Source organism: Malaciobacter mytili LMG 24559 (genome assembly GCF_003346775.1).
Lineage (GTDB): Bacteria > Campylobacterota > Campylobacteria > Campylobacterales > Arcobacteraceae > Malaciobacter > Malaciobacter mytili.
Genome location: NZ_CP031219.1, coordinates 1,675,660 through 1,694,409, shown reverse-complemented (window position 1 = coordinate 1,694,409; position 18,750 = coordinate 1,675,660). Strand labels below are relative to the sequence as shown.

At 30.6% G+C, this 18,750-nt stretch carries 1 protein-coding gene (only partly in view); it reads left to right on the top strand.

What is annotated here, in order from left to right:
- Positions 1-18,750, top strand: partial view of a hypothetical protein gene (locus tag AMYT_RS08380; protein WP_114842100.1) — the 3' portion only. 13,605 nt of this gene lie to the left of the window's left edge; the window shows 18,750 of its 32,355 coding nt (coding positions 13,606-32,355); its start codon lies off the left edge, out of view; it ends in the stop codon at positions 18,748-18,750.

Sequence of the window (18,750 nt, the reverse complement as noted above, 5' to 3'; positions counted from 1 at the left end):
GGATTAGGAAATGACCAATTAATTGGAGGAGATAATGGTATTTCAGGTGACTGGGTTGATTATAGTTACTCTACAAATAATATTTTTACAGATTTAAACTCTTCTAATGAAGTTTTTGTTGATAGTGATGGTTTAGTTGGTTTTAGTTCAACAGATGAAAAAGATATTATTAGTCAAATTGAAAATATCAAAGGTTCAGATATTGCTTCAAAAGCTGATACTATAACTGGAAATAGTGAAAATAACTCTATTTTAGGCTTAAAGGGTGATGATACTATTGATGGTGGAGATGGAGATGATTATTTAGATGGAGGAGAAGGTTCAAATACTTTATCATATGCAAGTGCAACTTCAGATGTAAAAGTTAATTTTGATTCTTCTTCGCACTATGGAATAGCAGCTTCAAGTGCAACAGGTGCAGGAAATGATACTTTAGCAAATTTTATTAATCTATTAGGTTCAAAACAAAATGATACTTTAGTAGGGAATAATCAAGCAAATCATATTAGTGGTTCAGATGGAAATGATACTTTAGATGGTTTAGGTGGAGATGATATTTTAGATGGTGGTATTGGTTCAAACCTTTATAAAATGAGCCTTGATGATGGACAAGATAAAATTATTGGGGGAGTTGATAAAGATACTGTTGATTATGAAAATATCACAACTTCAAATGCAATTAAAGTAACTTTAGAAAATTCAGCAGAAACAACAGTTTATATTGATGTAAATGGGGATAAAGATTTTACAAATGATGGTAATGTTTATGATACTGTAAAAGCTGTTGAAAATATATATGGTGGTGCTGGTGATGATACTATTATTGGAAATAGCTTTGAAAATACATTTAAAGGTAATTTGGGTGATGATGTAATAGATGGAAAGGCTGGAGAAGATTTAATCTATGGTGGAGCTGGAAATGATACTTTAAATGGTTCTACTGATGATGATATTTTATATGGTGAAGAAGGTGATGATAAACTATATGGTGGAAGCCATAAAGATACTTTATATGGTGGAGCTGGAAATGATACACTAGAAGGTGGAGAAGATGCAGATACTCTATATGGAGGTGCAGGAGATGATAACCTAAGTGGTGGAGATGGAGATGATATAATTGATGGTGGTGAAGCTGATGAAGTAAATGGAGATACTATTGATTATTCTTCTAAATCTACAAATTTAGATGTAAATTTAATGAAATTAAATGGTGGTTATGCAACTGCAACTTTAGGCCTAGAAAAGGATAGTTTAGCAAATATTGAAAATATTATTGGAACTATTGATAATGATATTATAGGTGGAGATTCAGGTAATAATAGACTTGAAGGTAAAAAAGGTGATGATACAATTGCTGGTGAAGCTGGAAATGATACTTTACTTGGAAATGAAGGTGATGATACTTTTATTGCTGGAGTTTATGACTCAATTAGTGATACATATATAAATGGTGATGATGGAATTGATTATATTGATGGTGGAGTTGGTGAAGAGGATAATTTTGGTGATAAAATTGACTATTCTGCTTTTGATGCAACGCAAAATATCTCTATTGATTTATCATCAATTGATACTTCAAATAATAACTATGCAACAGTTAGTGTAACAAATGGTTCAGATGATTATATTAAAAATATAGAAAATATTACTGGTTCTAAAGGTGATGATACTATTTATGGAGATTCTAATAAAAATATTTTAGATGGAAATGAAGGTAATGATACTTTAAGAGGAAGTGCTGGTGATGATACTCTTATTGGAGGAGTTGGTCATGATACAGTTGATTACTCTAATGCTTTAAAAGCAATTGAAGTTAATTTAAAAAATGCTATTGAAGTAAGTCAAGATGGATTTGATAATCAAGATAATCTTGATGGAATTGAAGTTGTAATAGGTTCAAATTTTGCAGATAGCTTAACTGGTTCTGATAGTGTTGATACTTTTATTGGTGGTGCTGGAAATGATAAATTCTTTGCTACAAAAGGAAGTGATACTTTTTATGGAGGAACTTTAGACTCAAGTAATACTCATAGTGTTGAAAATGGTGAGTATAATAAAATAGATTATATTGATGCAAAAAGAATTTATGTTGATTTAAGTACTACTCTAACAGATAGTAATTTAAATAGCTATTCAGAAGTTTTAAAATCAAATAGTAGTTTAACAAGTGATGGTTTTACAAACTTAGAATCAACAGATAAGCTTTATTCAATTGTAAATATTAATGGTACAGTAAATGATGATACTATTATTGGAAATAGTGCTACAAATTTCTTTGAAGGTGATGGAGGAGATGATTATTTAGAAGGAAAAGGTGGAGATGATAATTTAAAAGGTGAAGCTGGAAATGATACTTTTGTAGCAACTAGTGCAAATGATGGAAGTGATACAATTGATGGAGGAGAAGATAGTGATACTATTGATTATTCTGCTTTAACTGCAAACTCTATAAATGTTACATTAGCTGAAGCTTCTACGGTTACTCAAGTAATAGTAAATGGTGGAGATACAGATAATATTAAAGATATTGAAAATGTTATTGGTTCACAAGTTAATGATATTATTACTGGAAATTCACAAGCAAATATCCTAAAAGGTGAAGGTGGAGATGATACACTAGAAGGTGGTGCAGGAGATGATATTTTAGATGGAGGAACAAATAGTATTGTAGGAGATACAGTTTCATATTCTAAAGCAAACTCATCTGTAAGTGTAGATTTAGGTTTAAATAATATCTCTCAAAATATAAGTGTTGAACAAGGAAATGATACTTTAACAGATATTGAAAATGTTATAGGAAGTGCTTATAATGATACTTTCTATTCAAATGAGAGTGCAAATAATAGTTTTGATGGTGGAGTTACTGATAGTTTAGGTGGAGATACAGTTGATTATTCAAAAAGATTAGTTGATGCAAGTGATAAAATTGTAGCAAATTTACAAACAGGAAATGTTGTAATTATAAATGATGGAACACAAAGTGCAGTAGATACTCTAACTTCAATTGAAAATATTACAGGAACAGCTGGAAATGATACTATCACAGGAAATAGTGATAAAAATACTTTAAAAGGTTTATCAGGTGATGATATTATTGAAGGTGGTGCAGGTGATGATTATATAGATGGAGGAACTGATACTTTAGGAGATACTGTTTATTATAATAACGCCACTTCAGGAGTAAGTGTTGATTTAGGTATTGATGGAGTAGCTCAAAGTGTTGGTGGAGGTCAAGGAGTTGATACTTTAGTTGATATAGAGCATATAATTGGTTCAGGTTATGCAGATACATTTAGAGGCAATAATAGTGAATCAAATACTTTTAATGGTGGAGCAAACCTATCAACAAATATTGAAAATAACAATGATGAAAATGATACAGTTGATTATTCAAATCTCACAAATAGCAATGATAAAATAGTAGTAGATTTAAGTAATACAAGTGGAAATAATGTAGCTGTAACGGTGGCAAATGCAGCACAAGGTAGTGATACTTTAATAAATATAGAAAATGTTATAGGTACAGCAGGAAATGATACTTTTACAGGAAATAGTGATAGTAACAATCTTCAAGGAGGAAGTGGAGATGATACTTTCTTTATTAAAGATGCTGCAATAGTAGGTGAAAGTGATACTATAAATGGTGGAACAAATACAACTGTTGGGGATACAGTAGATTTTAGCCAAGTTACTAGTTATTATGTGGATGTAAATTTAAGTTCACAAGATTTATTATTAAAAAACTCTTCAAATGTAATAGTTAGAGATGACAATGTATTAAATATTGAAAATATTACTGGAACACAAAATGAAGATAAAATTATAGGTGATAGCTCTAAAAATATCTTAAAAGGTGAAGGTGGAACTGATACTATTAGAGGTGAAGCAGGAAATGATATTATTTATGGTGGAGATAATACAAATAATGACAAAACTTCAACTGTTTATGAAATTTTAGATGGTGGAGCTGATAATGATACAATTTTTGGTGGAGCTGGAAATGACTCTATTTTAGGTGGAGTTGGTGTTGGAGATGACTCTTTATATGGAGAAGCTGGAAATGATATTATTAAAGGTGGAAGTGGAGTTGATTATATAGATGGTGGAGATGATGATGACTTTATAAATGGTGAAGCTGGAGTTGATGAGTTACGAGGTGGACTTGGAGCTGATACTATTTATGGTGGAACAGAAGGGGATACTATTTATGGAGATGAAATTGATTTAAATAAAACTCCTACTGGAAATGATAATGATACAATTTTTGGTGAAGATGGAGTTGATTATATCTATGGTGGATTTGGAGATGATACTTTAAGTGGTGGGGCCAATAATGACTACTTATATGGTGGTGTTTTAGGTCAAGATTCAGGAATTGATACTGTTACTTATGAAAATGCAACAAATGGAATTGTTGTTGATTTTGTAAATAATAGAGCAACTGGAGAGGGTATTGATGAACTATATGATATAGAAAATGCTATTGGTTCTAAATATGATGATACTTTTATTTCTAAACTAACAGTTTCAAATAGATTTGATGGTGGAAATGATGAAAGTGGTGAAGTAAATGGTGATAGTATTAGTTATGAACAAGTAAATGTAGATAGTATAGATGATAAAGTAGTAATTGATTTATCAACAAGTGCAGATGCACAAGGCTATTATAAAGCAGATATTTACCAAGATGGTTCAATTGTAACTAGCGATTATTTAAAAAATATGGAAAATATTACAGGAAGTAAGGGTAATGATACAATTACTGGTGATAATGATAAAAATACTTTAATAGGCTTAGAAGGTGATGATACTTTAAGTGGTCAAGGTGGAGATGATGTACTAAATGGTGGTGCTGGAAAGGATACAGCTTCATTTAGTGAGAAAAATGTTGCAGTGGAAGTAGATTTTAAAACAAATAAAGCAACAACTTCAACAGAAACTGATACTTTAATTGATATTGAAAATGCTATTGGAGGAACTTCTTCTGATACTTTTAAAATGAATGAAGATAATAAAACAAATATTATTGATGGAAATACAAGTATAGATACAATCTCTTATGAATATTACACTACTAATGGAGTAAAAGTTAATCTAAGCACTACAACTGTACAAACGGTAACAACAGGAGATATTGATACTATTTTAAATATTGAAAATATTATTGGTTCTTTAAAAGACGATGTTGTTATTGGTTCTAGTTTAAATAACTCTATTATTTTAGGAAGTGGAAATGATACTTTTATTGCAGGGGTTGATACAAATAATGATGGTATTTTAGAAAATGTAGATGATGGAGCTGATTACTTTGATGGAGGAATTGGTACAGGAGATTGGGCAGATTATTCAGTAATTTTAGATGATGCAAACTCTTCAACAAATGGAATAGAACTTACTTTAGATGGTGCAAATGAAACTCAAGTAAAAGTTAATGGGCAAGCTTCAAATGATATTATTTTAAATGTTGAACATATAAAAGGTACGCAAGATAGTGATAGTATAAAAGGGGATGTTCAAAATAACTCACTAGTAGGTGAAGCTGGAAATGATATTTTAAGCGGTGAAGCAGGAATGGATAAACTTCAAGGTGGAAGTGGCGATGATACTTTACTTGGAGGAAGTGGAGATGATATTTTAGAAGGTGGAGCTGACAATGATACTTTAACAGGTGGAGTTGGAAGTGATAAACTTTATGGTGGAACATTTAATGGTACAACTCATACAGATTTAGGTATAGATACTGTTGATTATACAAATGCTTTAGAATCATTAACTATTGATTTAGATGTAAATGCAGCTGGTGGATTAGATGCTCTTGGTAATGAAGAAGGGCGTTCAGATGGTGCAACAGGAGATCAAGGTCAAGGTATTGATGAATTATATGGAATAGAAAATGTAATTGGTTCAAATTTCTCTGCTGATACAATTTATGGAAATACTGCAAATAATATAATTAATTCAAAGGCTTATGATGATTATATTGAAGCAAGAGATGGTAATGATACAATTTATGCTGGAAGTGGTAATGATACAATAATTGCTACATCAGCAAATGATGGAAATGATTATATTGATGGTTCAACGGGAATTGATACTATTGATTATAGTAATTTAAATGAAGGTATTATATTAGATTTAAGCACTGCTGCAACTGAAGATTTTGATGGAGTTGGAGGGGCTGATTCGTGGAAAGTTACAGTAACTAATGGAGATGATGATATTGTAAAAGATGTTGAAAATATTATTGGTTCTACTGTAAATGATACAATTATTGCAGATTCAAAAGCAAATGAAATTCAAGGTGGTCAGGGTGCAGATTTTCTATCAGGTAATGGTGGAAATGATGAAATTTATGGATATAAAAAAGGTGAAAGTGAAACATCAATTGAATATGATACTGTAAGTTATGAATATCTTACTTCAAAAGGTGTAGATGTAGATTTACAAGCAGGAACGGCTTTAGTTGATACAAATGATAAAGATAATTTATACTCTATAGAAAATGTAATTGGTGGAAGTGTAGATGATAAAATAGCAGGTAGTGATGTTGTAAATACTTTACAAGGAAATAGTGGAAATGATACTTTTATAAGTTCTTTAGGAAATGATACTATTTATGGAGGTAAATTAAATACTTCTAATATTCACCAAGATATTGATACTTCTGATTTAATTGATTATAGTAATAGTATAAATGATAATAATAAAATATTTGTAGATTTAAATAATATATTATCAGATGGAGTAAATAATTATTCAGAAATAAAAGTCTCTTTATCTTCAAATAGTGATTTTTCAACACCAATATATACAGATAGAGTTTACGGTATAGAGAATATTAAAGGAACAAATAATAGTGATACTATATTTGGAAACAATGCTTCTAATACTTTAATTGGAAATGGTGGAGCAGATACTTTAAAAGGTGCAGGTGGAGCTGATAAACTTGATGGTGGAGCAGGAGATGATATTTTTATTATTGATTCAACAGCAGATGCTACAGGTGATGAAATTATTGGTGGAGATAACTATGATACAGTTAATTATCAAGGGGTTGATCAAGGAATTACTGTAAATCTTGATGGGGTTACAACTGCAACTGTAAATATTGGTGGAAATACTCATACTTTAACAGAAATTGAATATGTAATTGGTACTGAGTTTAATGATAATATTACTGGAGATTTTAACTTAAATAAAATCCAAGGTATGGGTGGAAATGATACTATTAGTGGACAAGATGGAAGTGATAAACTTTATGGTGGAGCTGATAGTGCTAATAGTATAAATTCAGGTAATGATATTATAGATGGTAAAGCAGGAGATGACTTAATCTATGGTGGAGATGGAAATGATATTCTTAAAGGTGGAACAGGAAAAGATACTTTATATGGTGAAGATGGACAAGATACTATTTTAGGTGAGTCTGAAGATGATATTATTTATGCAGGTGCTGGAAATGACTCTATAAATGGTGGTTTAGGTGCAGATACTATTTATGGAGGAAGTGGTGATGATATTATTACTTTTGAACAAGCAGATAATAAAGTAGATATTATTTATGGTGATGATGAAAATGGCGATAGTGGAATTGATACTGTAGATTATTCTCAAGCTATTTCTGGTATGACTGTAACTTTAGCTGAAGGAAATAATGAAGGAAGTGCTTCAAGTGCTGACCAAGGTAATGATAAATTATTTGGAATAGAAAATATTATTGGTTCTAACTTAGGAAAAGATTTAATCAATGGTAATAGTGAAAAAAATATTTTATCAGGTATGGGTGAAGATGATACTATTTATGGTAATGCTGGAGAAGATACTATTTATGGTGGAGACAATAATGATACACTATTTGGTGGAGAAGATAATGATAGTATAGATGGGGAAGCTGGTGATGATATTATTTATGGTGGAGCAGGAAATGATACACTAACAGGTGGAACTGGAAATGATATTTTTAAAACTACTTATACTACAAATACTTTTGATGGAAACGATACTATAAATGGTGGAGCTAATAGTGATACAATAGATTATAGTGCAATAATTGATACTCAATACTATGCAAATATAGATTTAACTTCTCAAACAACAAATATTTATGATTCATCTAATGCAAATGCAATTGTTAAAACTGATAGTATTGTTTCAATAGAAAATGCTATTGGAACAAGTGGTAATGATACATTTAGAGGAAATGACCAAGTAAATTCACTAAATGGTTCATTAGGAATTGATACCGTTTTTTATACATATGCAAGCTTAACAGCAGGAATTGTAGCTAATTTAAATGCCCAAACAACAACAAAAAATATAAATGGAACAATATTAGTTGATACAATTAGTGAAATTGAAAATATTGTTGGTACAGATTATGATGATACTTTTATTACAAAACTAAATACTGCAAATGTGATAGATGCAGGTGAAACAAACTCAAATGGTATTCAAAATGGTAGTGAAGTAAGGGGAGATACTATTGATTATAGCTCAAATGGTGCCACTAAAATTGTAGTTGATTTAGATACAGTAGATGCGCAAGATTATGCAACTGTAACAGTTAGTGGAACAAATGCAGCTAATGATAAAGTAAAAGATATTGAAAATATTACAGGAACAGCTGGAAATGATACTATTTTAGGAAATGCTGATGCTAATACTTTATTAGGTATGGCAGGAAATGATTCTTTAGATGGTAAAGCTGGAATTGATTATATTGATGGTGGAGCTGGTAATGATACTATTACTGGAGGAAGTGGAGCTGATAAATTATTTGGTAGTTCTGGAAATGATATTTTTGTAGATATTGATTTTACAGCAGATAGTATTGATGGTGGAAATGAAGATGATAGTAGTAGAGGAAGTGATACAATAGATTATAGCTCTTTAGATACTACAAGTATGGTATCTGGAATTTCTGTTACATTAAATGATTCAACTATTGCTACAGTAACTGTTAATAGTGATACAACAAACCATACAATTGTAAATATTGAAAATATTTATGGAACAAATAAAGATGATAATATAATTGGAGATTTAGGGGATAATACTTTAAAAGGAAATGATGGAACTGATTATATTGATGGAAGTTTTGGAAATGATGTAATTGATGGTGGAGCAAATACAGGAGTTGAAAGTTTACTTGGTGGAGATGGTTTTGATACTATTTATGGTGGAGATGGTATTGATGCAATTTTTGGTGGAAATGGAAATGATAAAATCTATGGAGATGATTCTTTAAGTAGCTCTTCTATGGTAAATAATGATATTTTAAATGGTGGAGCAGGAGAAGATACTTTATTTGGAGGATATGGAGATGATACCTTAATTGGTGGAGCTGATGATGATAAACTAAAAGGTGGTGAAGGAAGTGATACTGCTGATTATAGTAGTGAAAGCTCATCAATAAATGCAAATATCTCTAACTCTTTTGCAGTTGGTGCTAGTATAGGAACAGATACTTTTGAATCAATTGAAAATATAACTGGAAGTAATTTAGTAAATGAAGCAGATAATATTACAGGAAGTGATGAAAATAATACTTTAAAAGGTCTAGCAGGAGATGATACAATTTCTGAACTTGCAGGAGATGATGTTGTAGAAGGTGGAGCTGGAAATGATTATATTTATGCAGGAGCTGGAAATGATATTATTGATGGAGATGATACAGATGATTCAACTACTAATGGAACTAGCGATACTTTAGATTATAGTACTATTGCTATAAATGATGATACAGGAGATACTAGATATATAGGAAATGAAAGCTCAAATGATTTATATAGTGGTATTGAAGTTGATCTAACAGTTACAACTGCCCAAAGAATTCATAATGAATATGGAATAGATACTATTACAAATATAGAAAATATTATTGGTTCAAATAAAAATGATTATATTAAAGGAAATGCACAAGATAATACACTTGAAGGAAGAAGTGGAGATGATTATTTATCTGGATTAGAAGGTGCAGATAGAATTATTGGTGGAGCTGGAATTGATACTGCTGATTTTTCAGTTGGAAATCAAAATGTAATTATTGATATGACAAAATCTCAAACTGATGGAAGTAGTGATACATATAGAGTAGAAAATGATGGTTTTGGAAATAAAGAGTTCCTAGATGGTGTAGAAAATATTATTACTGGAAATGGTGATGATACTATTTATGCTGATAGTGCTTCAAATATTATTACAACAGGAAGTGGTAATGATACTATAAGAGGTGGTGAAGGTGCAGATGTTATTGATGGAGGAGATGATATTGATACAGCTGATTTCTCTGATTTAGCCTATGGTGTTGTGGTTGATTTAGATACTGATAATAATAGTGCAACTGCTGCTGAGGGTACTGCTATTTCAAATAGTAAAGTAGATACTTTAAGAAATATTGAAAATGTAATTGGTACAGAAAGAGCTGATAATATTACAGGAGATGAAAAAGATAATACTTTATTTGGTGGTGGAGATAATGATACTTTTAAAGGATTAGAAGGAACTGATTATATTGATGGTGGTTCTGGAAATGCAGATACTATTGATTATTCTGATGGAACACAAGGAATTAAAGTAGATTTATCTGGAAGTCAAACTTTAGCAGATAACACTACATATAGAGTTCAAGATGATGGATTTGGAAATAAAGAGTATATTGATGGTATAGAAAATATTATTGGTACAAATAGTGCAGATACAATTATTGGTAATGATAGTGATAATAAACTAGAAGGTGGAGCGCAAGATGATACTATTTATGGTGGAGCAGGAAGTGATACTTTAGTAGGTGGAACAGGTGCAGATACTTTTAGAGGTGGTTTAGGTGATGATGTTATTTTTGGAAATGCACAAAATATTTCAAGTGTTGATACAAATAGAGATTTAGTTGATTATTCTACTTCATCAACAGGTGTTAAAGTAAATCTTTCTGATACTACTTCAACTATTAATTTCTCAAAAGAAACAAATATAAATTTAGCAACTCAAACTTCTACAGGTGAGGGTACTGATAGATTATATGATATTCAAGATATAAATGGTTCAAATTTAATAGATACTTTAGTTGGTAGTGATGAGGTAAATAGTATTAAAGCCGGTGGAGATAATGATATTCTTATTGGTGCAGGTGGAGCTGATATTTTAATGGGTGAAGCTGGAAATGATACTATTTTAGGTGGTTTAGATGGGGATACTATTTATGGTGGAGATAATTTAGCTGATAGTGGAAATGATACAGTTGATTATAGTTATATAACAGATTCAAAAGCTATAAATGTAGATTTAACAAGAACAGCAAGTGAAGTTCAGCTTCAAAGTGATGCTACAATTTTTGATAATTTAGATGGAATTGAAAATATTATTGGTACAAAAAATAATGATATTATTAAAGGTGATGATAACTTTACAACAGTAAATATCCTTGATGGTTATAAAGGTGATGACTCTTTTATCTCTTCAAAAGGAAGTGATGAGATTCAAGGTGGTGAAGGTCTTGATACTATTGATTATAGCAATGTTGATTTAGCAAATGGTGGAAATGCAGTAATTGTTGATTTAGGATTACAAGAAGCTAGTGATGATGGGTATCAAAATGGTGGAATTGCTGTAAAAGATAAATTAGTAAGTATTGAAAAAGTTATTGGAACAACAGGTGATGATAAAATCTATGGGGATAGTAATAGTAATATTTTAATAGGAAATAGTGGTAATGATACTATTAATGCAAGAGAGGGAGATGATAGCATTGATGGTGGAGCAGGTAATGATGAATTAAAAGGTGGAACTGGAAAAGATATAATTTTTGGTGGAGCTGACAATGATAGAATATATGGAGATGAAGGAAATGATACTTTAAAAGGTGATGCAGGAGATGATACTCTTTATGGAGGTATTGGAAATGATACTTTTGAGGGTGGATTAGGAATAGATACTTTAAATTACTCAACTTCTGATTCGGGAATTACAGTTACTTTAAATGAAGGTAATGGTGATTATGGAAATATTACAAGCTCAACTGATGGAGATGATGTTTTATCTGATCATATTGAAATTATCAAAGGTTCTAATTATGCAGATGTTATTTCTGGATTTAATGGAACAGCACTTGTGGGAGAAAATTATAATGATACTTTCTTTGGAGAGAGTAATGATGATATTTTAAATGGTGGAATTGGTGATGATTATCTTGATGGTGGAGCAGGTGATGATACTATCAAAGGTCAAGCTGGGAATGATGTAATTAATGGAAACAATGGTACAGATACAATTGACTTTAGTGATGCTAATAGTGGAGTTCAAGTATATCTTGGAAAAATTGATGATAATAAAAATGCTGTTGTACATGAAGTTATGGAAGATGGATTTGGAACACAAGATGATGTTTTAAATATTGAAAAAGTAATAGGTTCAAATCATAACGATACTATAATGGGGGATTCTTCTACAAATGAAATAAAAGCAGGAAGTGGAGATGATACTATTATTGCAACTGATGGTGGAGATACTATTGATGGTGGAAGCAATACAACAACTACTGGTGGAGGAGATTGGTTAAGTTTCAAAGCAATTGATGAAACTTCTGTTGGTAGTGGAATAGGTATTTCTGCAACTATGGAAAGTGGTACAGTTTCTGGTGGTTTAGGTACTACAACAATTACAAATATAGAAAATATTTTTGGAACAGCATATAAAGACTCAATTACTGGTGATGCAAACGATAACTCTTTAGATGGATATTTAGGAGATGATATTCTTGTTGGAGGAGCAGGAAATGATGCTCTTTTAGGAGGACTAGGAAATGATACTTTAAGAGGTGGAGAAGGTATTGATTCTTATGATGGTGGGGCAGATGAAGATTTAATTGATTTTTACTATACTCAAAATAGTGTAGAGGTAAATTTATCAACTTCAACAGTAATAAATGATGGATATGGAAATACAGAAAATGGTATTACAAATATAGAAAATATTGGTGGTACTTTAAATTATAATGATATTTTAACTGGAGATAATAACAATAATAAAATCTTTGGATACGGTGGAGCTGATACTTTATTTGGATTAGGTGGAACTGATACTATTTATGGTGGAACAGGAGCTGATGTTATCTCTACTGGAAGTGGTGCAGGTGATGTTGCTTTTGGTGAAGAGAGTATTGATACACTTACTGGTGGATTAGATGGAGATATTTTAATTGGTGGTGATCAAACTGGAAATGACGTGGAAGAAGATTGGGCAGATTATAGTAGTTCATCAACTGGTATTTTTGCAAACTTAAATGATACTATTAGTGAAACACAAGATGATACTTTAGATGCAGTTTTAGAAGGGACATACTCAAAAATTATAGATGCAACTGATAGTAATAAGTTTGATTATATTACTCAAATAGAGAATATTAAAGGAAGTAATAATGATGATACTATGGGTGGCGATGCTTCTAAAAACTCTTTAATTGGAAATGGTGGAGATGATACTTTTTATATTTCTGCTGGACAAGATTATATTGATGGTGGAACACATACAAATGGAGATTGGATAAGTTTTGAATACTATACTCCTATTGGAACAATAGATTTACAAAATAATAATGTGGGAGATACAAAAGCTTATAATATTGAAAATGTTATAGATTACAATGGAAATAGAAGTGAGACTGTATGGGGAAGTACTACTGATAATATTTTTATAATGTATGGTGGAAATGATAGAGTTTTAGGACGAGAAGGTGATGATATTTATGATATGGGTGAAGGAAATGATAGAATAGATGCCAATTATGGAAATGATACAATTATTGGTGGAGATGGTACTGATATTTTAGATTATTATCACTATTTTGGTTCTTCAACAGGAGCAAAAATTATCCTTACAAATGTTGATTTAAATAATGATGGGGATACAAATGATGCAAATGAAAGTAGTGTAATCTCTTCTTTAAATATTGATGGTTTAGCAACATTAACTAATGGAACACATGATTTTTATCAAATTAAAGATGGAAGAGGGTTTACTGATTATATTTATAAAAATGGTTCAGTTGCTGATATTGAAGATTTTGAATTAACAGATAGAGCAGATATTGTAAGTTTAGATGCAAATAATAATAATGTTAATTCAAGAGGCGGAAATGATACTATTTATACACAAGGTGGAGATGATGTTGTATATGCTGGAAGTGGTTTAGATACAGTATATGGTGGAACTGGAAATGATAGAATTTATGGGCAAGATAGTGCAGACTCATTATTTGGAGATGCAGGAGATGATATTCTTGAAGGTGGAAATGATATTGATTATTTAAATGGTGGAGCTGACAATGATACTTTAAGAGGAGATGCTGGAAATGATACACTTGAAGGTGGAACTGGTAATGACTCTTTATATGGTGGAATAAATAGTGATACTTTAATTAGTGATGAGGGAACAGATTATCTTGATGCAGGAAATGATGCAGATGGACTTGATGTTGATACTTTACAATTTAAAGGTGGAACACAAGGAGTTATAGTAAATATCAGTACAACTGATACTTTAACTTATGGTGGAAATAATACTTTAGCTTCAAATAGACTAATTGATTCATATGGAAATTTAGAACAAGTTTATGGTATCGAAAATGTTGTTGGAACAAACTACAATGATACTTTTTTAGGAAATGATGATATAAATAGATTAACAGGTGGAGATGGAGATGATTATTTTTATATCTCTTTAGGTGATGATAATATTCTTGGTGAAAATGGTAATGCAGATACAATAGATTTTTCTTTACTAACAACTACGAGTGGTGCTGCAATTGACTTAGAAGTTCAAGATAATGCTGTATTTACAGTAGATGGAACACAATATAATCAAGCTTTAAGTGGAATAGAAAATGTAATTGGAACATTACAAAATGATATTATTAAAGGAACTTCTTCTACTAGCTATTCAAATACTTTAAAAGGTTTAGCTGGGGATGATAAAATCTATGGTTTAGAAGGAAATGATACTTTAGATGGTGGAGATGATAATGATACACTATTTGGAGGAGCTGGAAATGATAGATTAATAGGAGGAGTAGGTAATGATACTATTGATTATAGCTCTTCTTCAAGTGGAGTTAAAGTAAATATTGAAACTTCTTCTCAAGGTGGTATTAATGCAAACCAGGCAACAGGTGAGGGTACTGATAGCTTAGATTCAATTGAAAATGTAGTTGGAAGTAACTCAAATGATACTATTTATGGTAATAGTTTAGTAAATACTTTAAGTGGAAATGCAAGTGATGATAAGCTTTATGGTATGGCAGGAAATGATACTTTAAATGGTGATGGAGGAGCTGATACACTTGATGGTGGTGCTAATAATGATGTTCTAAATGGTGGAGATGGAAATGATTTATTTATTGCTTCTTTAGGAGATGGTGATGATGCAATCAATGGAGGAAATAATATTGATATTGTTGATTATAGTTCACTTTTAAGCTCTTTAAATGTTACTTTAGATGCTTCAGGAAACGCTACAATAAATCTTGCAGGAACAGATAGTTTAACAAGTATAGAAGGTTTCTATGGAACTTCTTCAAATGATTCAATTACAGGAAATGCACAAATAAATGTATTTGAAGGAAGAGCAGGAGATGATATTTTAACTGGAAATGGTGGAGATGATACACTTGATGGTGGAAGTGGAAATGATACTATTTATGCAGGAAGTGGAAATGATAAAGTTATTGGAGGAACAGGAGAGGATTGGATAGACTACTCAGTTAGTGATTTAGGAGTAAATACTTCATCAAATGTAAATTTAAGAGCTCAAACATCAAGTGGAGATAATGGAGATGATGTTATTTCTCAAATTGAACATGTAAAAGTTGGAAATGGAACAAACACTATTGAGGGGAACTCTTTAAATAACTCACTTATTGGTGGGACAGGAACAGATACTTTAAGTTATTCAGGAGCAGCAGCTTCTGTTACTGTTGATATAGCAAATGGTAATGCAACAGGTGATGGAAATGATACTTTTGCAAATTTTGAAAAATATATAGGTTCATCACAAGCAGATATATTTAAAAATGATTCAATTGATAATATTAATATAGATGGAGGAAACTCTAATGATTTAGTTGATTATTCAACTGCAACATCAGCTACTTTAACAGTAACTATTGATGGAACAAATCCAATTAGTGTATCTGATGGAACAAATAGTGATACTTTAACAAATATTGAAAGTATTAAAACTTCAAATGGAAATGATAATTTTATAGTAAGTTCAACTTCTAATCTTGACACTTTAGATGCAGGAAGTGGAACAGATACTTTAACTTTAAGTGGAGATTTAGATCTATCAAATGTTACACTTTTAAATTTTGAGAAAATCATAGTACAAGATGGAGATACTTTAACTTTAAATGCAGTGGATTTAGATAATAAAACTATGAATATTGAACTTCAAGGAAGTGCAAATTTAATAGTAGAAGCGACTTCAAATGCAAATGAGCATGACTTTGCAAATATTACAGTTACTAAAAATAGTGGTAAAGTTACTTTAGATGTAAAACAAAGTGTAGATTTAAGTTCTAAAAACTTAGGAAATAATACATTATTTGATACTTTTACTATTGGTACAGCTGCTACTTTAATTTTAAGTGAAGCTCAAGCAATATCAAAAGTTGTAAATGGTTCAGGAAATGTAGTAATAGAAGTAAATAGCAATAGTTCAACTGATTTTAGTTCAATTTTAACACTTGATAATAGTGCAAATGAGACTGTTGAATTTAGTTCAAATACAACATTTACTGGAAATTTAGCTGATTCTAAAGCAAATATTGTAAGTGGTGCAATATTAAATATTGATGCTTCAAGAGTTACTTCAAAAGAAGTAATAGGAAATGGAGCTTTAAATATTACAAATTTAGATGCTACACCAAATGCAGATTTTTCAAATATTGCAAGTAGTTTAAATGTAAATGCTTCAACAGCCTCAAATGTTACATATACTGGAAATTTAGATAATGTAGATACTTTAACTATCGGAAATGGTACAGTATTTACAACTGATGCTTCAATTATTAGTTCAAAAATAGTAAATGGAAGTGGAACATTAAATGTAACAAATTTAGATTTAATGTTAAATGCAAACTTTACAAATGTAAATCCAACTACTTTAAATGTAGAGTGGTCAAGTAGTTCAGCCTTAACATATACTGGAAACTTATCAAATGTAGATAATTTAACAATTAGTAGTGGAACTATGAATGTGGATGCTTTAATTTTAAATAGTGCAACAGTTATTACAAATAATGCTGCATTAAATATAAATAATCTTGAAGCAGTAAGTTCAATGGACTTAACAAAAGTAAGTGGAAATAGTGCAAATGTTGATTGGTCAGGAACTGCAACATTTACTGGAAACTTAGGTACATCAAATCTAATAGTTAGTAGTGGAACAATGAGTGTTTCTGATAGTGCAACAATAAATAATGCAAACTCAATTATTGTTAATGGTACACTTCAAGCAAATGCAAGTTTATTAAATGGTGATACTATTAGTGGAAGTGGAGTATTAATAGTTAATAACCTAGATAGTGCAACAACTATGGATTTCTCAAACTTAACAGTTAATACTATAAATGTAGATTGGTCAGGAACAGCAACATACACAGGAAATCTAACAAATGTGGATAAATTAAATATTAGTAGTGGAACATTAAGTTTAGATGACTCGATTTTAGGAACTACAACTGTAACAGGAAATGGAAATTTAGTAGTTAATGCAAATGATTCAAGTTTAGATTTAAGCAATGTAAGTAGCACTTTAGGAGTAGTTACTATAAATGATAGTGCTTCAAATGTAAATATTCAAGGAAGCGCAGGAGATGATATTTTAAATCTAAATGGTGGAGATGATACGGCAAATTTAGCTAATGGAAATGATAGTGTAAATATTGATATTGCTAATTTATCAAATGCAGATAGTATTGATGGAAGTATTGGAAGTGATAGCTTTAATTTTACAACTTCAGGAACTATTGATTCTGATGCATTTTCAAATATTGTAAATTTTGAAACACTTAATTTTTCAAATGGTAATGATGTAATTTTATTTGATGATATTACTGATTTTACAAACTTTAATAATAAATTTACAACTATAAATGATTTAGGTGGAAATGATACAATTAATTTTGGTTCTATTTCTATAACAGGTGATTTAGATTTTAGTAAATTAGATGATTTTGAAACACTAAACTTATCAAGTAGTGATGATGATATTACTATAAGTGGTGATGAACCTACAAATATAAATGGTGAAGCTGGAAATGATACTTTTGCCTTAGACTTTAGTAATATTGGAAGCTTTAATCTAGATGGGGGAGCTAATAGTGATAAAGTTAAAGTTTCAGGAAATGGTATTTCTATAACTAATGATTTAGATAATCTATTTGGTGGAGCAGAAAACTTTACAAATATTGAGCATTTAGATATTACTTCTTTAAATGGTGGTGCAGCCTTTAGTAGTGATGTGGAAAAAGAGTTTGAAATTACTGCTAGTATGGTTGAAGAGTGGTTAGGAAGTACAAATGGTAACTTAAAATTATCATTAACAAAAGCACAAGCAGAAAATTTAAGTTTTACAACTTCTGATAGCCAAGAACATAATACTTCTGTTTCAGGAAGTGCAAATTCTATTGATAATGGTGGAGTATATAATCTAGATGCAGATACTACTTTAACTATTGATTTAATAGATGCCTAA